This is a genomic window from Micromonospora sp. NPDC051296, from assembly GCF_040682255.1.
GTDB classification, from domain to species: Bacteria; Actinomycetota; Actinomycetes; order Mycobacteriales; family Micromonosporaceae; genus Micromonospora; species Micromonospora craterilacus.
Genome location: NZ_JBFBAO010000003.1, coordinates 1 through 20,714, shown reverse-complemented (window position 1 = coordinate 20,714; position 20,714 = coordinate 1). Strand labels below are relative to the sequence as shown.

20 protein-coding genes and 1 tRNA gene are annotated in these 20,714 nt (G+C 73.9%); 14 read left to right on the top strand and 7 right to left on the bottom strand.

Annotation, left to right across the window (positions count from 1 at the left end; all coding sequences use genetic code 11):
• The first annotated feature begins 9 nt into the window (after positions 1-9).
• The 4 genes from AB0M52_RS00660 to AB0M52_RS00645 all read left to right on the top strand — a co-directional run bounded on the left by AB0M52_RS00660 (position 10) and on the right by AB0M52_RS00645 (position 3,872).
• A complete protein-coding gene (locus AB0M52_RS00660) occupies positions 10-2,637 on the top strand; it encodes a thiamine pyrophosphate-dependent enzyme (RefSeq protein ID WP_363946971.1) in 2,628 nt (875 codons plus the stop codon).
• A gap of 113 nt (positions 2,638-2,750) precedes the next feature.
• Positions 2,751-3,188, top strand: a complete 438-nt coding sequence (locus tag AB0M52_RS00655) for a DUF3052 domain-containing protein (RefSeq protein ID WP_204038375.1) — start codon at positions 2,751-2,753, stop codon at positions 3,186-3,188.
• Between the two features lie 57 nt (positions 3,189-3,245).
• Positions 3,246-3,710, top strand: a complete 465-nt coding sequence (locus AB0M52_RS00650; protein WP_363946895.1) for a peroxiredoxin — start codon at positions 3,246-3,248, stop codon at positions 3,708-3,710.
• Positions 3,711-3,797: 87 nt separating this feature from the next.
• A tRNA-Val gene (locus AB0M52_RS00645) sits at positions 3,798-3,872 on the top strand.
• Between the two features lie 63 nt (positions 3,873-3,935).
• Here AB0M52_RS00645 and AB0M52_RS00640 read toward each other — a convergent pair.
• Positions 3,936-4,340 (bottom strand): peptidoglycan-binding domain-containing protein, encoded by a 405-nt coding sequence (locus AB0M52_RS00640; RefSeq protein ID WP_363946893.1) that lies wholly within the window; start codon positions 4,338-4,340, stop codon positions 3,936-3,938.
• Positions 4,341-4,512: 172 nt separating this feature from the next.
• Here AB0M52_RS00640 and AB0M52_RS00635 point away from each other — a divergent pair, with 172 nt between their 5' ends.
• Complete coding sequence (locus AB0M52_RS00635) at positions 4,513-5,316, top strand: alpha/beta hydrolase (protein ID WP_363946890.1); 804 nt, start codon at positions 4,513-4,515, stop codon at positions 5,314-5,316.
• Positions 5,317-5,388: 72 nt separating this feature from the next.
• Here the strand turns inward: AB0M52_RS00635 and AB0M52_RS00630 are convergent, their stop codons facing one another.
• Positions 5,389-5,730, bottom strand: a complete 342-nt coding sequence (locus AB0M52_RS00630) for a hypothetical protein (RefSeq protein WP_363946887.1) — start codon at positions 5,728-5,730, stop codon at positions 5,389-5,391.
• 147 nt (positions 5,731-5,877) lie between these two features.
• Entirely contained in the window at positions 5,878-6,444 is a 567-nt protein-coding gene (locus AB0M52_RS00625) for a dihydrofolate reductase family protein (RefSeq protein WP_363946884.1), read from the bottom strand.
• A gap of 76 nt (positions 6,445-6,520) precedes the next feature.
• Between AB0M52_RS00625 and AB0M52_RS00620 the strand changes: the two genes are divergently transcribed.
• Positions 6,521-7,105 carry a TetR family transcriptional regulator gene (locus AB0M52_RS00620; protein ID WP_363946881.1) on the top strand — a complete coding sequence of 195 codons (585 nt, stop codon included), beginning with the start codon at positions 6,521-6,523 and terminating at the stop codon, positions 7,103-7,105.
• A 119-nt stretch (positions 7,106-7,224) separates the two neighbouring features.
• Entirely contained in the window at positions 7,225-8,370 is a 1,146-nt protein-coding gene (locus AB0M52_RS00615; RefSeq protein ID WP_363946878.1) for a polysaccharide pyruvyl transferase family protein, read from the top strand.
• A 15-nt stretch (positions 8,371-8,385) separates the two neighbouring features.
• Here AB0M52_RS00615 and AB0M52_RS00610 read toward each other — a convergent pair whose 3' ends face one another.
• Positions 8,386-8,592 (bottom strand): hypothetical protein, encoded by a 207-nt coding sequence (locus AB0M52_RS00610; protein ID WP_111218775.1) that lies wholly within the window; start codon positions 8,590-8,592, stop codon positions 8,386-8,388.
• 88 nt (positions 8,593-8,680) lie between these two features.
• On the bottom strand, positions 8,681-9,547 hold the full coding sequence (locus AB0M52_RS00605; RefSeq protein WP_363946875.1) for a PfkB family carbohydrate kinase: 867 nt from the start codon (positions 9,545-9,547) through the stop codon (positions 8,681-8,683).
• Between the two features lie 94 nt (positions 9,548-9,641).
• Here AB0M52_RS00605 and AB0M52_RS00600 point away from each other — a divergent pair, with 94 nt between their 5' ends.
• Both AB0M52_RS00600 and AB0M52_RS00595 read left to right on the top strand, forming a co-directional pair.
• Positions 9,642-12,935 carry an SNF2-related protein gene (locus AB0M52_RS00600; RefSeq protein ID WP_363946872.1) on the top strand — a complete coding sequence of 1,098 codons (3,294 nt, stop codon included), beginning with the start codon at positions 9,642-9,644 and terminating at the stop codon, positions 12,933-12,935.
• Complete coding sequence (locus AB0M52_RS00595; protein ID WP_363946869.1) at positions 12,932-13,954, top strand: SWIM zinc finger family protein; 1,023 nt, start codon at positions 12,932-12,934, stop codon at positions 13,952-13,954. The genes AB0M52_RS00600 and AB0M52_RS00595 overlap by 4 nt, the downstream gene beginning before the upstream one ends.
• A 21-nt stretch (positions 13,955-13,975) precedes the next feature.
• On the opposite strand, the gene AB0M52_RS00590 is transcribed toward AB0M52_RS00595, so the two are convergent.
• A complete protein-coding gene (locus AB0M52_RS00590; protein WP_363946866.1) occupies positions 13,976-14,233 on the bottom strand; it encodes a DUF3040 domain-containing protein in 258 nt (85 codons plus the stop codon).
• A 625-nt stretch (positions 14,234-14,858) separates the two neighbouring features.
• Positions 14,859-15,530 (bottom strand): bifunctional DNA primase/polymerase, encoded by a 672-nt coding sequence (locus AB0M52_RS00585; protein ID WP_363946863.1) that lies wholly within the window; start codon positions 15,528-15,530, stop codon positions 14,859-14,861.
• A 247-nt stretch (positions 15,531-15,777) separates the two neighbouring features.
• Here AB0M52_RS00585 and AB0M52_RS00580 point away from each other — a divergent pair, with 247 nt between their 5' ends.
• The 5 genes from AB0M52_RS00580 (at position 15,778) to AB0M52_RS00560 (ending at position 20,623) form a co-directional block, all read left to right on the top strand.
• Positions 15,778-17,010 (top strand): helix-turn-helix domain-containing protein, encoded by a 1,233-nt coding sequence (locus AB0M52_RS00580; RefSeq protein ID WP_363946860.1) that lies wholly within the window; start codon positions 15,778-15,780, stop codon positions 17,008-17,010.
• A 13-nt stretch (positions 17,011-17,023) separates the two neighbouring features.
• Entirely contained in the window at positions 17,024-17,596 is a 573-nt protein-coding gene (locus AB0M52_RS00575) for a flavoprotein (protein ID WP_363946857.1), read from the top strand.
• A 234-nt stretch (positions 17,597-17,830) separates the two neighbouring features.
• A complete protein-coding gene (locus AB0M52_RS00570; protein ID WP_363946968.1) occupies positions 17,831-18,676 on the top strand; it encodes a Nif3-like dinuclear metal center hexameric protein in 846 nt (281 codons plus the stop codon).
• Complete coding sequence (locus AB0M52_RS00565; RefSeq protein WP_363946854.1) at positions 18,673-19,410, top strand: C4-type zinc ribbon domain-containing protein; 738 nt, start codon at positions 18,673-18,675, stop codon at positions 19,408-19,410. Before AB0M52_RS00570 ends, AB0M52_RS00565 begins: the two co-directional genes overlap by 4 nt.
• Positions 19,411-19,414: 4 nt before the next feature.
• Positions 19,415-20,623, top strand: coding sequence for a bifunctional RNase H/acid phosphatase (locus tag AB0M52_RS00560; RefSeq protein WP_363946851.1), 1,209 nt, complete (start codon positions 19,415-19,417; stop codon positions 20,621-20,623).
• The last annotated feature ends 91 nt before the right edge of the window (positions 20,624-20,714 follow it).

Below are 20,714 nucleotides of genomic sequence, written 5' to 3'. Positions count from 1 at the left end.
TGGTCGGTAATGCTGTCGGACGTGACCACCCCGCAGGATCTCGACGACCGTTTCCGGGAGTCCCTGGCCGCGCTCGCCGCGCCGCAGCATCGCGGTGACCCGGCGCAGCCGCTGGCCGACGGTGCGGCACTGACCGGCGCTCAGCTGTTGGACCTCTTCGACGCCCAGGTCACCAGCCGTCAGCTCGATCTCGCCGGACGCTGGCTGCGCAGCTTCGGCGAGGGCTACTACACCATCGGCTCGGCCGGCCATGAGGGCAACGCCGCGGTCGCGGCCGCCCTGCGGCCCGACGATCCGGCGCTGCTGCACTACCGCTCCGGCGCGTTCTACTGCGTCCGCGCCGCCCAGGCCGCCGACCCGGCAACCGCCAGCGGCGGGGATGTCGCCGGTCAGGATGCCGCCGCCGGTCAGGAGGCGGTTGCCGGCGTGGAGACCAGCGCCGGTGCCGACCCCGGGGAACGCGAGGTGGCCGGCAGTATCGACGGCCCCGCCGCGACCGCACCGGACGGCGAGGCGGCGGCCGATCCGAACCTGGAGGACGAGCCGGCCGCGACCGTGCCGTCGGCGGATCCCGAGCCGCCGACCGGGACCGCGTCGACCGCCAGCGGGCCGGTGGCGGCCGGGGAGGACGAGGTCGACACCGCTGTGTCGATGACATCGGTGCGGCGGCCGGTGGCGCGGGCGTACACCGAGGCGGCGCGGGACGTGCTTCGCGGGATGGTGGCCTCCAGCCGGGAGCCGATCGCCGGTGGCCGGCACAAGGTTTTCGGCCGGGCCGATCTCGCCGTGGTGCCGACCACGTCCACCATCGCCTCGCACCTGCCCCGGGCGGTCGGGATGGCCCTCGCGGTGGAACGGCTGCGCCGGCTCGACGCCCGGCGCGGGGCGGCAGGGCCCGGTGACCCGGCGACGCCGGCACCCTGGGCGTCGGACGCGATCGTGGTCTGCTCGTTCGGGGACGCCTCGATCAACCACGCCAGCGCCGCCGCCGCGTTCAACACCGCCGGCTGGTACGACCACACCGGCCTGCGCATTCCGGTGCTGTTCGTGTGCGAGGACAACGGCCTGGGCATCAGCGTCCGCTCGCCGCAGGGCTGGGTGGCGACCGCCCTGCGGTCGAAGCCGGGCATCCGGTACTTCGCCGCCGACGGCGCCGACGTGGTCGGGGCGTACGCGGTGGCGGCCGAGGCGGCGGCCTGGGTGCGCCGGCACCGGCGTCCAGCGGTACTGCACCTGACCACGGTCCGGCTGATGGGTCACGCCGGCGCAGACGCCGAGAGCGCGTACCGCACTCCCGGGGAGATCGCCACCGACGTGGCCGCGGATCCGGTGGTCGCCACCGCACGCCGGCTGGTCGAGGCGGGCCTGGCCAGCGGCGCGGAGCTGCTGGGCCGGTACGACGAGGTCGGCTGGCAGGTCCGCCGGATCGCCGAGCAGGTGCTCGACGAGCCGAAGCTGACCAGCCCCGCCGAGGTGATCGCCCCGCTGGCCCCCCGCCGGCCGTTGCGGGTGGCCCGGGCGGTGGCCGACGCGGGTACCCGGGCGGCCGGGCCGCGGGCGGGAGCGCGGGCGGAGGTGTTCGGCGGCAAGCCGCCCGAGCTGGCCGGCCCGCTCACGCTCGCGCAGAGCATCAACGCGGCGCTCACCGACGGACTGCTCGACCACCCGCAGATGGCCGTCTTCGGCGAGGACGTCGCCGCCAAGGGCGGGGTGTACGGGGTGACCAAGGGGTTGCGCGACCGGTTCGGTGCGGCGCGGGTGTTCGACACCCTGCTCGACGAGACCTCGATCCTCGGTCTCGGCCTCGGCGCGGGGCTGGCCGGGATGCTGCCGGTGCCGGAGATCCAATACCTGGCGTACCTGCACAACGCCGAGGACCAGTTGCGCGGCGAGGCGGCGACCATGGGGTTCTTCTCCCAGGGCGCGCTGCGCAACCCGATGGTGGTGCGGGTGGCGGGGCTGGCGTACCAGGAGGGCTTCGGCGGGCACTTCCACAACGACAACTCGGTGGCCGTCCTGCGGGACGTGCCCGGCCTGGTGATCGCCGTACCGGCCCGGCCGGACGACGCGGCGGCGATGCTGCGGACCTGCCTGGCGAGCGCCGCGGTGGACGGCAGCGTCTGTGTGTTCCTGGAGCCGATCGCGCTCTACCACACCCGCGACCTCTACGCCGACGGCGACGGCGAGTGGTTGGCCCCCTATTCGGAGCCGGGGGCCTGGGCCGGCGGGCACGTGCCGGTCGGCCGAGCCCGGGTGTACGGCGTCGGCTCGGCCGAGGACGTCACCATAATCACCTTCGGTAACGGGGTACGGATGTCGCTGCGGGCCGCGTCGAGGATGGCCGACGAGGGCATTGGCACCCGGGTGGTGGACCTGCGCTGGCTCGCGCCGCTACCGGTGGCCGATCTCATCCGGGAGGCGACCGCGACCGGCCGGGTGCTGGTGGTGGACGAGACGCGCCGGTCCGGCGGAGTGGGCGAAGGGGTGATCGCGGCGCTGGTGGACGCCGGATATGTCGGCGCGGCGCGACGAGTGGCCGGAGTTGACTCTTTTGTACCATTAGGTCCGGCTGCCCGGCAGGTGCTGGTGTCCGAGGAGGCCATCACCCAGGGTGCCCGTACGCTGCTGGCACGGTAAATTTCGTTCCACCCGGTGCGCCACTTGCGCAGGGCGGAACAACTGTGTGGACTTTGCCTGACGGCGTCGAGCAGACGCCGCGAGCTCGGATTGAGATGAGGAGGCACGCGACAGTGAGCGCGACCGCTGGTCAGGCTGCCGACGGGGTACGCAGTCTGGCGGACCGGTTCGGCATCGAGCCGGGGATGGTCGTCATGGAGATGGGCTACGACGACGACGTCGACCAGGATCTCCGAGACGCCCTGACCGACCGTTGTGGAGAGCTGGTCGACGAGGACACCGACGAGGTGGTCGACGCGGTGCTGGTGTGGTACCGGGACGGCGACGGTGATCTCTTCGAGCTGCTCGTCGACGCCCTCGGCCCGCTGGCCGACAACGGGGTCGTGTGGCTGCTGACGCCCAAGGCCGGCCGCGAGGGACACGTCGAACCGAGCGAGATCGCCGAGTCCGCGCCCACCGCCGGCCTCCAGCAGACCTCGACGGTGAACGCCGGCAAGGACTGGAGCGGTGCCCGTCTCGTGCTGCGCCGCGGCGCCAAGGGCAGGAAATAACCCCGCCCGCCTGGTGTGACAGGCTGAGGCCATCCCGACTCGACCCAAGGAGTTCGCATGCCGATCGAGGTTGGCGCCGAGGCGCCCGACTTCGTGCTGAAGGACCAGAACAACCAGGAGGTCCGGCTCTCCGACTTCCGCGGCCGGCGTACCGTCCTGCTGGTCTTCTACCCGCTGGCCTTCACCGGCGTGTGCCAGGGCGAGCTGTGTGAGGTGCGGGACAACCTCAACGAGTACGTCAACGACGACGTCCAGGTGCTGACCGTGAGCGTCGACTCGGTCTACGCGCACAAGATCTGGGCGGACCGGGAGGGCTACCAGTTCCCGCTGCTGGCCGACTTCTGGCCGCACGGTGCCGTCGCCCAGGCGTACGAGGTCTTCAACGACGTCGCCGGCATCGCCAACCGGGGCACCTTCGTCATCGACAAGACCGGTGTGGTCCGCTTCGCCGAGATGAACATGCCGGGCGAGCCCCGCGACCAGCAGGGCTGGCGCAAGGCCCTGGCGGAGGCCACGGCCTGATCCGGTCCCAACCGGTGTGACCGTCCGGCCGGGCCGGTGGGCGGCAGGGTAAGCTTGCCAACCGCCGGTCCGCCGCACGGCGTTTCCGGGCGCGTAGCTCAGTGGGAGAGCACCCGCCTTACAAGCGGGGGGTCGCAGGTTCGAAACCTGCCGCGCCCACCACCTATCCCGCGCAGCGGCCTGCGGCCCGGCGTGCCAGCCGGGCGCGCGGGCCACCGAGCGCGGCTAGAACGTGATGCGGTCGCAGGCGCCGCCACCGGCGACAATGGTGTGCTGCATCGCGCGGGCGGTCTGCGGGCCGTACACCCCGTCAGCCGGGATACCGAGGCTGGACTGCACCTGCTTGAGCGCGTCGCGGGTCTTCGGACCGAACTCCCGGTCCACTGCGAGACCCTTGCGGTAGCAGTTGTTCAGGCTGCTCTGCAGGGTGCTGACGTGGTTGCCCACGGCACCGACGCCCATCACGCAGTTGGGTGACAGGTTGGTGTTGCCCGGCACGTAGTTGTTCTGGTGGTACAGAGAGAGCACGCACTGGGGCGTGGCCGCCGCCGCCGGGCTCGCGGTGACGACCGGCAGGACGGCGGCAGCGGTCAGCATCACGGCAGCCGCGGCAATCTTGGACAAACGCATGCGGGATGGTTCCTTCCTGGTCGGCCTGGTGGGAGGCCCGGAGAACGCGGGGCACCCCAGGGGGTCGGGTGACATCCTGGCGTCGTCCACCACTGATCCGTCACTGATGCGTCACTGGCTGCATGGCGCCACATCCGCCGTCGACGTCGTACGGCTCCGCTTGGATGGGGGCATGAGCTACGCGGAGGTCAACGGGCTGCGCCTGTGGTACGAGGAGCACGGCGACGGCCGCCCGCTGGTGCTGCTGCACGGCGGGTTCGGCGCGGTGGAGCAGTTCGCCGCGATCCGGCCAGCGCTGGCGCCGCGGCGCCGGGTGATCAGCGTCGACCTGCAGGGCCACGGGCGTACCGCCGACGTCGACCGGCCGTTGCGGTACGAGTCGATGGCCGACGACGTGGCCGCGCTGATCGTCCACCTCGGTCTGGCCGAGGCCGACGTGCTGGGCTTCTCCCTCGGCGGTGGGGTGGCCCTGCGGCTGGCGATCCAGCACCGGGAACTGCTCCGCCGGCTGGTGGTCGTCTCCGCACCGTGCCGGCGCCAGGGCTGGTTTCCCGAGGTGCTCGCCGGAATGCCCGAGCCCGACGAGGCGGCCGGCGAGCGGATGCGGGGCACCCCGCCTCACCAGCTCTACCAGGAGGTCGCGCCGCGCCCGCAGGACTGGCCGCGGCTCTGGGCCAAGACCGGCGAGCTGCTGCGCCGCGAGTACGACTGGTCGCCAGAGGTCGCCGCGCTGACCACACCTACCCTGCTGGCCTTCGCCGACGCGGATTCGATCCGCCCCGGGCACATGGTGGAGTTCTTCGGCCTGCTCGGCGGCGGGCACCGGGATGCGGGCTGGGACGGCACCGACCGGCCGGACGCCCGGCTGGCCGTGCTGCCCGGCCTCACCCACTACGACATCGTCGACTCGCCGGCCCTGCCGTCGGCGGTGCTGCCCTTCCTCACCCACACCCTGCCCGCTACCCCCACCCGCTGAACCGGCCCGGCCCGCGCTGTGGGCGGCGCGGGGCGCGTCCCGGGTGCGGTGCACCGCGGGGAGTTGAGCGGGTCAGCGTCCCAGTCGCTCGGCCAGCCACCCGAGCAGCGCGTCGGCCTGGGCCCGTTGGAACGCCCGGAGGGTGGGGATGCCGGGCGGCGGGGGCCGGCGGGCGCGGTCGGTGAAGAAGCCGGCCAGGCCGGCGTAGAGGCCGGTCAACGCGTCCGGGTCGGCATCTGCGGTGAGCGGCAGCCGACGCAGCAGGGCCTCGGTGTCGTGCCCGCCGTGCAGGCATACGTCCAGCAGCAGCATCGCGGTGTCCAGCCAGGCCGGCCCGCGGGCGACCCACGGCCAATCGACCACGGTGACCCGGCCGGTCGCGTCGACGAGCAGGTAGCCGGCGCGGAGGTCCACATGGCACCGCCTCGACCACCCGGTCACCGAGGATCCGCTCCACGGCGGCTCGCACCGGCTCGGGCAGGTCGGCCCAGCCGAGCCGGCGGGGGACAGCGACGTTCATTCGCCCACCGTCGGTGACCCCCGGTCCGGTCGGCAAGCCGTTTACCGCGTATAGCGCAGCACGACCACCCCGCCGCCGATGGGTGTGGCGTCGACCAGGGTCAGGTGCTGCGGGTCGAAGGCGCGGGCAACCAGCGGGATGCCGCTGCCGGCGACGATCGGGTTTAGCTTGACGACCAGCTCGTCCACTTCGGCCAGCAGCTGGCCGGCGAGTTGGCCGCCGCCGCAGAGCCAGATGTCGCCGCCGGCGCGTCGCTTGAGGTCGCGGACGAAGGTCACCGGGTCGCCGGAGACGATCTCCACCGCCGGGTCGTCCGACGGGGGCAGCGAGCGGGTGAAGACGTACTGCGTCAGGTGGGCGTACGGGCTGGTGACGCCGAGCCTCAGCGCGGGGTCGTAGGTGCGTCGGCCCATCACCACCGCGTCGAATCGGCCCTGCGGGCGGTCGATGCCGAGCTGCGGGTGGGCGAAGGTCGGGAAGGTCTGCGGCCAGTGCGTGGCGAGGTGTCGCGCCACCTCGGGGTCGAGGCCGAAGAACTCGGCCGACCCGTCGGGGGCGGCGATGAAGCCGTCGATGGTGCTGGCCACGTAGTACACGAGTTTGCGCAAGCCGTACTCCAAACACTACGGATGTTGTGGTTTGACAATCTACAACACCTGTCGTGGTTCCTGCTAGGATTTCTTCATGGCGCGGAACCCCGAGCGGCGGGCGGCCCTGGCGGACGCCGGGTTGCGGGTGCTGGCAGCGAACGGTGCCCGAGGGCTCACCCACCGGGCCGTCGATGCCGAGGCGGGAGTGCCCGTCGGCACCGCCTCCAACTACTTCCGCTCCCGGGACGCACTGCTCGGCGCGCTCGGAGAGCGGATCTTCGAACGGTTCGCCCCCGACGACGCGGTCCTGGCCGAACTGGCCGACCGGGAACCGTCGCCGGCCCTGCTCACCGACTACGTCCGATATGTCGTCGAGCGGACCACCCGGCAACCGGAACTCACCCGCGCCCTGATCGAGCTGCGTCTGGAGGCGGCCCGCCGCCCCGATCTGGCCCGGATCCTCGGCGACACGTTGCGCCGGGGCTATCGCGAGGACGTCGCGTTCCACGTCGCCGCCGGACTGCCCGGCGGCGCGTTCGAGGTGGCCCTGCTGCACTACGCCGTGGACGGGCTCCTGCTCGACCTGCTCACCACCTCGATCGACGCCGGATTCGACCCCGACGAGGTGGTTGCCGCCCTGGTGTCCCGCCTGACCGCCGGGTGCCCGACCGGCGCCTGAGGCATCCCGGGCCTAGTGCCGAGCGGCGCTGAGCCATCCCCGGTACGGCGATGACTGTTCAGTGGTGCAACGGGGAAAGGGAAAACGTCGAGGCGGACGCACCTGGGGAGGAGCGACGGATGACGCGTGCCGGACTGACCATCGGCGTGCTCGGCTCGTACGGCGGGCGCAACCTCGGCGACGAGGCCATCCTCACCGGCCTGCTGACCGACCTGCGGCAGCAGGAGCCGAACGCCCGGATCATCGTCTTCTCGCGCGACCCGGAGCACACCCGGCTGGCTCACCCGGACGTGGAGGCGGTGCCCTGGGAGGGGGTCAGCCGCACCGACTCCGCCCTCGTCCTCTCCCAACTGGACCTGCTCATCCTCGGCGGCGGCGGCATCCTCTACGACAAGGAGGCGCGCCGTTACCTGCGGGTGGTCCGGGTTGCGCAGGAGCGCGGCCTGCCGCTGCTGACCTACGCCGTCGGCGTCGGGCCGCTCAGCGAGATGGTGGACACCGGCATGGTCCGGGAGACGCTGGCCGGCGCCGCTCAGGTGACCGTACGCGACCAGGAGTCGCGGATGGTGTTGGAGGAGGCCGGACTGCTCAACCCGATCACCGTCACCGCCGATCCGGCGTTCCTGCTGGAACCCGAGGAGTTCCCCGCGGAACTGCTGCGCGAGGAGGGCGTGCCGGCCGGCAAGCGGCTGGTCGGGATGAGCGTGCGGGAGCCGGGCCGGGCCGCGGAACGGCTCGACGTGGACGGCTACCACCGGCTGCTGGCCCAGATCGGTGACTTCCTGGTGCACCGGATCGACGCGCACGTGCTGTTCGTGCCGATGGAGCGCGACGATATCCGGCACTCACACGGCGTGCTGTCGCACATGATCGCCGCGGAGCGGGGACGCATCCTGCACGGCACCTACACGCCGCAGCAGGTGCTCGGGTTGATGCGCCACTTCGACCTGGCGGTCGGCATGCGGCTGCACTTCCTGATCTTCGCCGCGATGATGGGTACGCCGTTCCTGCCCCTGCCGTACGCCGGCAAGGTCTTCGACCTGGCCCAGCGATTGGGGGTGCCGGCGCTGCGCGGCGTGGAGCGGGAGGTGGAGGGCCCGCTGTTGGCCGAGGTGGACCAGTTGTGGGACGAACGCGACCAGCGTGCCGAGACCACCGCTCAGCGGGTGGCGCAGGTCTGCGAGGAGGCGCGGGGCACCTCACAGGTGACCCGGGCGGTGCTGGAGAGCCTGCGCAGCCGTTCCCTCGTCGAGGTCGGTGCCTGACCCCGGCGGTTGCGGTCAGACCGCCGGCCCTCGCCAGCAGTAGCGCCACTGCTGGCCGTCCGTGCCGATCGACTCCAGCTCGTAGATGTCCGCCTCGGCCAGGCCCTCCGGCCCCAGGTGGTGGTGGGTCAGCGGAGGCCGGCCGTGCGGGTCCAGCTCGACGGTGACGTGCTCGCCGTCGGCCGAGCCGCCCACCAGCGGGATCTCAACCGTTGATGCCATGCGCCCATCCTGCCCCGACCGCCGTCGCCCCGCAGCGGATCACGGTGGCGGGAAGGCCCGCACCCACTACCCGAGCAGTCGGGCGGGGTCAGGGCCGGGGGAGCAGGTCGGGCGGGTACTCCATGCCGTCGTGGGTGCAGGCCGCCGCGGCCACCCGGGCCGCGTACCCGGCCGCCTCCGCCCAGGTCGCGCCGCGCAGCCGGGCCGCGATCAGGCCGGCCGCGAAGGCGTCCCCCGCCCCGTTGGTGTCGACCACCGGGCCGGGTGGCACGGCGGCCGGCACCCGGCTGACCTCGCCGCCGAGGTGCAGGTCCGCGCCGTCGGCGCCCCGGGTCACCAGCACCGGGCGCGGTGCCAGCGTGGCGGCCACCGCCGCCCGGTCGCCCAGCGCGGTGCCGCTGACCAGGACCAGCTCCGCGACCTCGGCGAACGGTCGGTGGTACGGGTTGTGCCCGTCCCAGTCGTGCAGGTCGGTGGAGGTTCCCACCCCCTCGGCGAGCACGTCGCCGAGGGCGGGCAGCAGGTCGCGGGCCCAACCCATGATCGACAGGTGGACGTGGGTGGTGTCCCGGATCAGCTCCGCCAACCGCGTCGCCGCGAACGGCGGCGGCCCGCCCGACGGCCGAGGGTCGTAGAGCGACATCCGCCGCCCGGCAGGATCGACCATGTTCACCGAGCGGCGGGTGCCGGCCGGGTCCTCGGCCAGTACGACGTGCACCCCGGTGCGGCCCAGCGCGGCCCGCACCACGTCACCGGCCGGGTCCGCGCCCACCGTGTCGACCACCGCGACCCGCAACCCGAGCGCGTGGGCGGCGAGCACCACACCGGCGCCGGTGTTGCCGATCCGCAGTTCGATCGGGTCGACGGTGACGGAGTCGACCACCGGCAGCGGCAACGCGGGCACCCGTACCCGTACGTCGACCCCGAGACCGCCGATCACCAACAGGTCGTACATGGCGCCGACGGTAGCCGTCCGGCGCCACCTATCCTGACCCGGGTGTTGACCGGGGCCCCGGGCGTCCAGGGCCTCTCGGTGGAGGGGGGAATGCGTGCTGGTCGTCCACGGGATGTGGCTGCCCGGCCGGGGCGTCGCCATCTGGGCCGAGGACAGCACCCGGCCGCCGCACGCCCCGCGCCGTCCCGGCCGGGCGCCCCGGGAACGCCCGCACCCGTTCGCCGCCGAGCACGCCACGCTGGTCGCCGTGCTGGCCGAGGCCGCCGAACCGGCCGACCTGGGCACCGTGCTGGTCAGCCTGCCGACCCGGGCCGGCTCACCGCTGGACTCGCCCGAGCTGGTCCGGACCACCGTCGTGGAGCCGGTCCGCGGCCCGGTCACCCTGGCCGGCTGGCGGGTCCCCGTCCTGGCGTACGCCCCGGACGCCGCGCTGCCGCTGCTGCGTACCCTCGACGGCCTGGCCGCCGCACCCGGTGCGACCCTGCGGCACCTGGCCGAGCTGGCCTCCTTCGCCGTCGACCTGGCCACCCGAGGCCGGGTCCTGCCCGGCCTCGCCGACCCGCCCCTCCCGTCCGGCCCCGCACACGCGTCCGGCCGGGCGCATGCGTCCGCCTTGGCAGGCGCTGCCGTCGGGGCAGGCGGCGGCCGGTCCGCTCCGGACGTGCCGGGCGCGCCGGCCGCTGGCGGCATGGCACTCGCCCGGGCCGTCTGGCGCCCGCTGCTCACCGGCACCGACGCCGGCTGGGCCCGGGCGCTGGCCCTGGCCCTGCCGCCGGCCGCCCGCGCGGTGATCGAGGCGGACCTGCCCGGGATGCCGGCCGCTGACGCCCACCCCGCTCGGCGGGCGGTCCGATCCGGTCGGCCGCACCGCGACCCGGAACAGCCGGTCACCGGCAGCCCGTCGGGATCCGTGGTCGAGGCTCCGGGGGCGCTGGTCGCCGACGCGCTCGACGCGCTCACCGACGCGGCCGTGCGCGCGGCGCTGCCGGAGACCTCGCTGGCCCGAGGGGTGCGGCGCAACGGTGCGGTGACCCCGTGGCTGGGCGCGCTCACCGGGCCGCGCCGCGAGTTCACCGCCGAGCCGGCGGCGCTGCACACCCTCCGGTCCGAACTGGACGCCTGGCAGCGCGACGCCGCCGGCGGTGCGGTGCGGGCCAGCTTCCGGCTGGTCGAGCCGCAGGACGAGGAGGTCACCGGCCCGGTGACGGTGGTGCCGGCCGATTCCGGGGCCGTCGACGCCGGCCGGTGGCGGCTGGAGTTCGGGCTCCGCGCGGCCGACGAGCCGGGCCTGCACGTCGACGCCGGTCAGGTGTGGCGCGGTGCCCGCCTCCCGGTCGCCGGTGACAACCCGCAGGAGACGATGCTGGCCGAGCTGGGCCGGGCCAGCCGCCTCTGGCCCGAGCTGGACACGGCGCTGCGTACCGCCACGCCGGAAGCGCTGGACCTGGACGCCGACGGTGCCCACCGGTTCCTGCGCGAGGGCGCGCCGATGCTGCACGCGGCGGGCTTCACCGTGCTGCTGCCGTCCTGGTGGCGGCGGCCCTCGTCGCGGCTCGGCGCGCGGCTGCGGGCCACCTCCCGGACCGCTCCCGGCACGGTCACCGGCCCCGGTGACGGGGTCGGGCTGGACGCGCTGGTCGACTACCGGTGGGAACTGGCCCTGGGCGACCAGCCGCTGACCGAGGACGAGCTGGCCCGCCTGGCGGAGCTGAAGACCCCGCTGGTACGGCTGCGGGGTCGCTGGGTCGAGCTGGACCCGAAGCGGCTCGCCGCCGGTCTGCGGCTGCTGCGCTCCACCGGCGAACTGACCGTCGCCGACCTGCTGCGGCTGGGGCTCGCCGACGCCGAGCAGCCGGACGCGTTGCCGGTGCTGGAGGTGGCCGCCGACGGGGCGCTGGGCGACCTGCTCGCCGGGGCCGTGGAGCGCCGGCTCGCGCCGATCGAGGAGCCGCCGTCCTTCCACGGCACGCTGCGGCCGTACCAGCGGCGGGGGCTGGCCTGGCTGACGTTCCTGCAGTCGCTCGGGCTGGGTGGGGTGCTCGCCGACGACATGGGGCTCGGCAAGACGGTGCAGCTGCTGGCGCTGCTGGCGGCCGACCCGCCGGAGGCCGGGCCGACCCTGCTGATCTGTCCGATGTCACTGGTCGGCAACTGGCAGCGGGAGGCTGCGCGGTTCGCCCCGGGGCTGCGCGTACACGTGCACCACGGCGCGTTGCGGGCGCGGGGCGAAGGGTTCGTGACCGCCGTACACGCGGCGGACCTGGTCCTCACCACGTACTCGGTGGCTGCCCGCGACGCGGCCGACCTGGCCGGGATCGACTGGCACCGGGTGGTGGTGGACGAGGCCCAGGCCATCAAGAACGCCGCCACCCGGCAGGCGGAGGCGGTCCGTGCGCTGCCGGCCCGGCACCGGATCGCGGTGACCGGTACGCCGGTGGAGAACCGGCTGGCCGACCTGTGGTCGATCATGCAGTTCGCCAACCCGGGGCTGCTCGGCCCGGCGGCGACCTTCCGCAAGCGGTTCGCCGAGCCGATCGAACGGCACGGCGACGCCGAGACCGCCGAACGGTTACGCCGGATCACCGGCCCGTTCGTGCTGCGCCGGCTCAAGACGGACTCGTCGATCATCTCCGACCTGCCGGAGAAGCTGGAGATGGAGGTGTTCTGCAACCTCACCGCCGAGCAGGCGGCGCTCTACCGCGTGGTCGTCGACGACATGTTGGCGCGCATCGAATCCAGCGACGGCATCGAGCGGCGTGGCCTCGTGCTGGCCACCATGACCCGGCTCAAGCAGGTCTGCAACCACCCCGCCCAGCTGCTGCGCGACGGCTCCTCGCTGGACGGCCGATCCGGCAAGCTGGCCCGGCTGGAGGAGATCCTCGACGAGGTCCTCGCGGCGGGGGAGAAGGCCCTGCTCTTCACGCAGTACGCGGAGTTCGGCGGGATGCTGCGCGGGCACCTGTCGGCCCGGTTCGGTCGGGAAGTGCTGTTCCTGCACGGTGGGGTCAACAAGGCCGGCCGGGACGAGATGGTCGCCCGGTTCCAGTCCGACGGCGGTCCCGCCCTGTTCGTCCTCTCCCTCAAGGCCGGCGGGACCGGGCTGACCCTCACCGCCGCCAACCACGTGGTGCACGTCGACCGGTGGTGGAACCCGGCGGTGGAGGACCAGGCCACCGACCGGGCATTCCGGATCGGGCAGCGCCGCCGGGTGCAGGTACGCAAGTTCGTCTGCGCCGGCACGGTGGAGGAGAAGGTGGCCGCGCTGATCGCCGACAAGCGTGGCCTGGCCGCGTCGGTCGTCGGCACCGGCGAGCAGTGGGTCACCGAGCTGTCCACCGCCCAGCTGCGTGAGTTGTTCACCCTGGAGGCCGGGGCGGTGGCCGAGTGAGCGCCCAGGACGCCGCCGGTGGTGCCGGGCGGGTCGGGCGTTCGGTCACCGGGGGTGGCGGGCGGGACACCGGCGCAGGCGACCGCGGCAGGTTCGCCGAGTACGGTCCACCCCGGCGGGTCGACGGTGGGCTACGGGCCCGCAGCACCCGCGGCGCGATCGGCGTGTCCTGGTGGTCCCGCCGGTTCCTGGAGGTGCTGGAGTCGTTCGCGCTCGGCACCCGGTTGACCCGGGGCCGGTCGTACGCCCGCGCCGGCCAGGTGGTGAGCCTCGACGTCGCCCCCGGCGTGGTGAGCGCGGTCGTGCAGGGCTCGCGGGCCCGGCCGTACCAGGTCCACATCGCACTGGCGCCGTTCCCGGCGGAGCTCTGGACGCGGGTCGAGGCGGAGCTGGCCGCCCAGGCGTTCTTCAGCGCCCGGCTACTCGCCGGCGACCTGCCGGCCGAGCTGGAGGAGCTGTTCGCCGCCGCCGGGGCACCGCTGTTCCCCGCCGCGGTGACCGACCTGAAGCAGCGCTGCTCGTGCCCGGACGTCGCAGTGCCCTGCAAACACCTCGCGGCCACTTTCTACCTGCTCGCCGAGGCGTTCGACGCGGACCCGTTCGCGCTGCTGCACTGGCGCGGGCGAGGCCGGGCCGAGCTGCTCGACCGGCTACGCGAGCTGCGTTCCGCCGGCTCGTCGGCGCAGCCACGCGGCGCCGGCGCCGGCGCCGGCTCGCCGACCGGCCACCCGTCCGGTGCCGCCGACGGCGCAGCGCCCGGCGCCCAGCCGGCCGGCCCGCACGGTGCAGCCGTCCCGGCGGCCGGGGCGGCGCGGGCGCTCGCCGACCTGCCCAACGCGCCGCTGGCCGATGCGGTGGACCGGTTCTGGCTACCGCCCGTGCCGCTGCCGGACCGTCCGCCCAGCCTGACCAGCCGGCCGGATCTGCTGTTGCGCCAGCTCGGCGCGCCCGCACCGGCGATCGGCGGGCCGGGCCTGGCCGAGCGGTTGCGCCACGCGTACCGGCTGCTCGGACGCTAGTAGTCCCGGCGTGGCGGGCGGTCACAGCCAGCGGTGGCGGAACCGCCACATGAGCGCCGAGTTGGCCAGCAGCAGTACGGCGCAGATCGCGCCGGCTGGCCGCCCGATGAGTACGGTGGTCGCCGGCAGCGACGCCCACAGCAGGATGGTCAACAGCAGCAGCCACCGGCCGCGCCGGACCCGGGCCCGCTGGTCGAGCCGGGCGAAGAATGCCGGGTCGCTCTCCCGCAGGTGGCGGGTGATCTGCTCAAATCTGCGCTGATCCTCTTTGCTGAGCATGTGCCTTCCCCTCACGCGTTCAGCAACGGTGCGGCGGAATACCCACTGCGGCGCGGACTCACGCGCTCTTGCTGTTGCTACTTTGGCCCCGGCGGCACGAAACCCGTCCGGCGGACGCCGCCCGGCGGCTGAGCGGGGCTTATGTTTGGCCGTGTGGACGAACGGGCCTGCCGTGGCCGGCCGGGGGGAATGTCCCGTCCGGGTAGCGGGTTTCCGAACATCCTGCTCGCGAGGTACGTACCCGAACTGACCGGTAGCCCGGTCCGTTCGCCTGCGGGTGGCTCAGGTCCAGCGCGTCGGTCGGTGCGTGGTCGCCGGGCGGGAGCCGGGCGGCCGGGGCCGTCCGGGCCGGGAGCCCGGCGGTCGGGTGGCGGCCCACCGGCGGCCAGGGCGGTGCTGCCGGGGCGGCTCGGCTCCGCCCGGGTGGTGCGTGGTGTCGTCCGTGGACATCGGATCCCCGCTCCCGGCGCGGGTGCGCCGTCGTGGTGCTCAACGAGCGCCCGCCGTCGCGCGTCGCTGCCCGGTCGGTGGGGACCTCGCCGCCGCCTACTGCCAATGGGCCGAATCGGGCCGGTGGAGCGGCTTCGTCGGCCGGCGCCCGGGCGAGCGGGTGTGGACGGGCGGGTCAGCGGCCCCGGCGGGGCAGCGGGAGGTGGCCGGGGACCAGCGCCGAGGTCAGCGTGATCCCGGCCGCGCGCAGCGCGTCGACGAGCGTGTTCTGCAGCAGGTAGGAGTCCGGTAGCTGCCACCGGGCCTGTTCGGGTGCCACCGCCCAGCGGACCTGCCCCTCGGGCAGTCGGGTGGGGGGTGCCGGCACCCACGAGCCGGGGCCGTGCCGCACCACGTGGAAACAGTGCTCCAGTTCGGGTCGCAGCGGGTCGCCCGGGCGGACCAGGAACATCCAGCGCCCGGTCGGGGTGATCAGCACCGGGCCGCGTACGCCGGGACCGGCGGGGTGCGCCCGTACCGCGTCCAGCACCGGCCGGCCCAGGTGGGCGGGGACCTCCAGCACGTCGAAGGAACGGCCGGTGGGCAGCAGTACGCCGTGCGGACGCGACCGCCACCAGGTGGCCACCCGGGCCGGGTCGGCGCTGGCCGCCTGCTCCCAGTCCTCGAGAGCCGGATGGCAGCCGACCGTCGGGCAGCCGGCCCGCCCGCAGACGAAACGGCTGCGGGCCAGGCAGGCACCGGGGGTCACCTCCCAGCCGTGCATCGCGTACCGCACCGCGACCCGGCGCAGCCGTACCCGCTCCAATGGCGACAGATGTGCCACGCGTGGTCCGACGTTCCCCCACATTGGTGCCATCTCCCCTCGCCGGCCCGACCGGCGCCAGCTCGTATGTCGAGCACCGTCACTGCCGTGGCCCGCGCTCGTTGCTTTGACAAAGTGGCCGATGCAACTTGCACGAAAGCTAAGAGGACTGGCCGTATGGCTGACGTACAACTTGTGCGACCAGCGGAAACCTGAGATACGGACGGATCGGCACGCCCGCGGATCGGCCCCCGGCACCTGGGCCAGGGCTCCAGCAAGGGGAGGACTGGGGATGGACGAACTACCCATAGGTCGGCGGGTGGCGTACTGGCGGGGGCGGCGGAAGATGTCGCAGCAGGTCTTCGCCGACCGGTTGGGCAAATCGAAGAGCTGGGTCGACAAAATCGAGCGCGGTGTGCGCCGGTTGGACAAGTTCTCCGTGCTCTACGAGATCGCCGACATCCTCCAGGTGGACGTGCAGCTGCTGCTCGGCAAGGACCCGGAGCGGCGCACCGACACGCTGAACTGCATCGACCAGGTCGAGGTCGAGGAGATCCGGGCCGCCCTGGAACGGTACGACTCGATCAGCGCGTACTTCGACGCGGCGCCGTACCCGCCGCCGCTGAACGACATGGGCAAGGCCGTGACGCACGCCTGGCTCACCTACCAGTACGGCCGCTACGGGATGCTGACCCGGGCGCTGCCGAAGCTGCTGCGCGACGCCCAGGCGGCCGACGCCGCGTACGGCGGCAGTGACCAGGGGCAGCGAGCCGCCCAACTGCTCGGGCAGGTCTACCAGATCGCCTCCTCGGTGCTGCGCAAGTTGGGCGAGTGCGACCTCGCCTGGCTCGCCGCCGACCGGTCCATCGCTGTCGCCCAGCGCGCCGACGACCAGCTGCTCGCCGGCATCGCCACCACCCGGGTCTGCAACGCCCTGGTCGCGATGGGGCGGGCCCGGCCGGCGCTGGAGCTGAACGTCGCCATCGCCAACCGGCTCGCCCCCGGCGGCGGCAACGACACCCGCCCGGAGCGGGTCTCGGTCTACGGGATGCTGCTGTTGCAGGGCGCGATGGCCGCCGCGCGGATCGGCGACACCGCCACGGTGGAGGACCTTCTCAACGGTGCCCACGCGGCGGCGGCCGAGCTCGGCAGCGACCAGAACCACTACTGGACGTCGTTCGGGCCGACCAACGTGGAGCTGCACCGCGCGGCGGCGGCCGTCGAGCTGGGCGACGGCGGTCGGGCGGTCGAGGTGCATCGCCAGAAGATCCAGGACGCGCCGTTCGACGCGATGCTGCCCGAGCGTCGGGCGCACCACCTGCTCGACCTGGCCCGGGGCTTCGCGCAGATCGGCGACGTGGCCAACGCCGGCGAGATGCTGCTGCGCGGTGACCGGCTGGCCCCGTCCGAGATCCGCTGCCGGCCGATCGCCCACGAGGTGATGTCGGACGTCCTGCGTCGCACACGTGGTGCGCCGCCTTCTCTGATCGCAGAGTTGGCTGAGCACATGGGAGTAGGAGTATGACTTCGGAGCCGGCATGACCGGTTCGCACCGCCATGACGGGCACCGCGAGGTGCTCTACATCATTGCCTGCGGCTCACCGCTGGCCCGAGACGTCGGCCGGCTCGTCGAGCTGGCCCAGCAGGACGGGTGGGATGTCTGCGTGATCACCACGCCGGACGGCGCGAAGTTCGTCGACCGGACGGCGTTGGCCCGCCAGACCGGCTACCCGGTACGTACGCACTACAAGAACCCCGGCGACCCGGACGTGCTGCCACCCGCCGACGCCATGATCGTCTGCCCGGCCACGGTCAACACGGTCAACAAGTGGGTGGCCGGCATCGCGGACACGCTCGCCCTAGGGCTGCTGGTCGAGGCGCAGGGCCGGGGATTACCACTGGTGGCCGTGCCGTACACCAACTCGGCGATGGCGGCCCATCCGGCCTTCCGGACGGGCATCGACCGGCTCGCCGAGTGGGGGGTGAGCGTGCTCTTCGGCGACGACATATTTCCGCTGCACCCGCCCGGGACGGGGGAGCGGTATCAGCACGCCTTCCCCTGGGCCCTGCCGCTGACCGCCGTCCGCGACCGGCTCTGCCGGACCGGGTGAAAGGAGGGGCCCCCTGTTAACGCCTCCGGTAGTAGAAGGGGCCCCTTTGAACACCTCAGCTCCGTTGGCTGGCACCCCTCGGCCCGGGTCGTGGCGGGGGCCGCGGCCCGGGCTTCGTGCCGGAGGCGCACAGGTGGCGCCCCGGGGTCGGCCAGGTGACGTCCCGCAATGCCGCCGACGCCGGTAAGCTGGCCCGCCGTGAGCACAACCGCAGCCCTGCCGACCGTCGCCGACGTGGTGGCCGAGCTGGAGCGGCGTTATCCGCCGGCCTGGGCCGAGGAGTGGGACCGGGTCGGGCTGGTGCTCGGCGAGCCCTTCGCCCCGGTACGCCGGGTCCTCTGCGTCGTCGACGTGGTCCCCGAGACGGTCGAGGAAGCCCTCGCCGTCGACGCCGACATGATCATCGCCCACCACCCGTTGCTGCTGCGTGGCGTCTCGTCGGTGGCACCGACGACGTACAAGGGCCGGATCATCCACCAACTGATCAAGGCCGACGTGGCGCTGTACGTCGCGCACACCAACGCCGACGTGGCCGTTCCCGGGGTTTCCGACGCCCTCGCCGACCGGCTCGGGCTGGTCGAGCTGCGCCCGCTGCAACCGTCCCGACCGGGTACGCCCGCCGCCGGCGAGGGCCGGGGAGCCGGCCGGATCGGCCGACTGCCGGAGCCGATGACCCTGGCCGAACTGGCCCGGCACGCCGCCGCCGTACTGCCGGCCACCGCCGTCGGGGTACGCGCCGCTGGCGACCCGAACCGGACCGTGCGTACCCTGGCCGTCTGTGGTGGTGCCGGGGACAGTTTCCTGGCGGACGCGACCGCCGCCGGGGTGGACGCGTACCTCACCTCCGACCTGCGCCACCACCCGGCCGGCGAGCATCTCGCCACCGACGGGCCGGCGCTGCTCGACGCGACCCACTGGGCCACCGAGCGGCCCTGGCTGGACGACCTGGCCGCGGTACTGCGGGCCGCGCCGGGCGTCGAGACGCTGGTGTCCGACCTGGACACCGACCCGTGGACCGTACACGCCGCCTCACCCGCCGCGGGCGAACCCGCAGCGGACGACAAGGAGTCCCGACCGTGAAGGCTGACCCCCAGGTCCAGCGCCGCCTGCTCGACCTCCAGGCGATCGACACCGCCCTCGCCCAGCTCGCCCACCGCCGACGCGCGTTGCCGGAGCGGGCCGAGCTGGAGGCCCTCGCGCGGGAGCTGTCCGCCCTCGAGGACGAGCGGGTCCGGGCCCAGGTGGCGGTCGACGACCTGGACCGGGACATCGCCCGGATTGAGAAGGACGTCGACCAGGTGCGGGCGCGCAAGGCCAAGGACGAGGACCGGCTCGCGGCCGGCACCGGCCCGGCCCGCGAGCTGGAGGCGTTGCAGCACGAGCTGGTCTCGCTCAACCGCCGGCAGAGCGACCTGGAGGACGCCGAGCTGGAGCTGATGGAGCAGCGGGAGACCGCCCAGTCGGTGCTGGACGGCGTGGAGCAGCGACTGGCCGAGGCGCGCGAGCGGCGGGCCGCCACCGAGCAGCGGCGGGACGACAGCCTTGGCGAGATCGGCCGGGAGGAGGAGTTCAAGCGCTCCGCCCGGCAGCCGCTCGCCAACGACCTCCCCGCCGACCTGGTGCAGCTCTACGACCGGATCCGCACCGACACCGGGCTCGGCGCCGCGCTGCTCGCCGCCGGCCGCTGCGGCGGGTGCCGGCTGGAACTCTCCGGCGCCGACCTGGCCCGCATCCGCAAGGCCGCCGCCGACGAGGTGGTCCGCTGCGAGGACTGCCGCCGGATCATGGTCCGCACCAACGAGTCCGGGCTGTAACCCGGTGGCACCGCGTACCGTCCTGGTCGAGGCCGACGGCGGGTCCCGGGGCAACCCCGGTCCGGCCGGGTACGGCGCGGTGGTCCGCGACCCGGCGACCGGTGCGGTGCTGGCCGAACGCAGCGAGGCGATCGGCACCACGACCAACAACGTCGCCGAGTACCAGGGGCTGATCGCCGGCCTGGCCGCCGCCGCCGAGCTGGGCGCCAGCGAGGTCGAGGTCCGGATGGACTCCAAACTCGTGGTCGAACAGATGAGCGGCCGTTGGCAGATCAAGCACCCGGGCCTGCGCCCGCTCGCCGCCCAGGCGGCGCAGCTGGTCGGCCGGTTCGCCGCGGTCCGATACGAGTGGATTCCCCGGGACCGCAACACCCACGCCGACGCCCTGGCCAACGCCGCCATGGACGCCGCCGCCGCGTCGGGCGTCGCCACGCCCACCGTCGCGCCGCCGCGCGTGGTCGAGCCACCGCGGCGGCTGGGTGGCCCGGAGCCGGCCGGCGGAGGGGCGGCGGAGGTCGCCGCCCGGGCCGAGGCGCCGGGTGCCGACCTGACCACCGCCCCGGTCTCCTGGGAACCGCGACCGAGCTTCACCGCGACCCGGCTGATCCTGGTCCGGCACGGCGAGACCGAGTACACCGAGCAGGGCCGCTACTCCGGCCGCGGCGACATCGCGCTCACCGGAGCGGGCCGGGCCCAGGTGCGGGCCACCGCCGCCCGGGTGGCCACGCTCGCCCCGAACGCCGCGGCCGTGATCAGCTCGCCGCTGTCCAGGTGTACGGCGACTGCCGAGGCGATCGCCGCCGCGCTCGGCGACGTGCCGGTACGCCGCGACGACGACCTGATCGAGTGCGACTTCGGTGCCTGGGAGGGGCGCACCTTCGCCGAGGTACGCGAGCGCTGGGCCGGCGAGCTCGACGCCTGGCTCGCCTCCACCCGGGTCGCCCCGCCGGACGGCGAGTCGTTCGCACAGGTCGCCGATCGGTGCGGACGGACGGTCGAGCGGCTGCTCGGGGCGTACCCCGGTCAGACCGTCGTGGTGGTCTCGCACGTCTCGCCGATCAAGCTGATCCTGCGCGACGCGCTCGCCGCCAGCGACGCCTTCCTGCACCGGCTCTACCTCGACGCGGCCGGCATCTCGGTGCTGGACCGCTGGCCCGACGGCGGCGTCGCGGTCCGCTCAGTAAACGAAACCACCCACCTCGCCGCCCGCTAACCTCCCGGCGGCCCGCGCGGTGCTGGCCGGCACGGTGGAGACCGCGGTGAACGCGCTGTGGGACGCCGCGCCGCTGGTCGGCGACCGGGTC

Bases quoted from the DNA above. Each gene is read 5' to 3' on its own strand.
- AB0M52_RS00605 (WP_363946875.1), bottom strand. From the start codon at position 9,547: ATGTACGACCTGTTGGTGATCGGCGGTCTCGGGGTCGACGTACGGGTA.
- AB0M52_RS00585 (WP_363946863.1), bottom strand. From the start codon at position 15,530: ATGTGGGGGAACGTCGGACCACGCGTGGCACATCTGTCGCCATTGGAG.
- AB0M52_RS00635 (WP_363946890.1), top strand. From the start codon at position 4,513: ATGAGCTACGCGGAGGTCAACGGGCTGCGCCTGTGGTACGAGGAGCAC.
- AB0M52_RS00580 (WP_363946860.1), top strand. From the start codon at position 15,778: ATGGACGAACTACCCATAGGTCGGCGGGTGGCGTACTGGCGGGGGCGG.
- AB0M52_RS00610 (WP_111218775.1), bottom strand. From the start codon at position 8,592: ATGGCATCAACGGTTGAGATCCCGCTGGTGGGCGGCTCGGCCGACGGC.
- AB0M52_RS00660 (WP_363946971.1), top strand. From the start codon at position 10: ATGCTGTCGGACGTGACCACCCCGCAGGATCTCGACGACCGTTTCCGG.
- AB0M52_RS00590 (WP_363946866.1), bottom strand. From the start codon at position 14,233: ATGCTCAGCAAAGAGGATCAGCGCAGATTTGAGCAGATCACCCGCCAC.
- AB0M52_RS00650 (WP_363946895.1), top strand. From the start codon at position 3,246: ATGCCGATCGAGGTTGGCGCCGAGGCGCCCGACTTCGTGCTGAAGGAC.
- AB0M52_RS00640 (WP_363946893.1), bottom strand. From the start codon at position 4,340: ATGCGTTTGTCCAAGATTGCCGCGGCTGCCGTGATGCTGACCGCTGCC.
- AB0M52_RS00615 (WP_363946878.1), top strand. From the start codon at position 7,225: ATGACGCGTGCCGGACTGACCATCGGCGTGCTCGGCTCGTACGGCGGG.
- AB0M52_RS00620 (WP_363946881.1), top strand. From the start codon at position 6,521: ATGGCGCGGAACCCCGAGCGGCGGGCGGCCCTGGCGGACGCCGGGTTG.
- AB0M52_RS00575 (WP_363946857.1), top strand. From the start codon at position 17,024: ATGACCGGTTCGCACCGCCATGACGGGCACCGCGAGGTGCTCTACATC.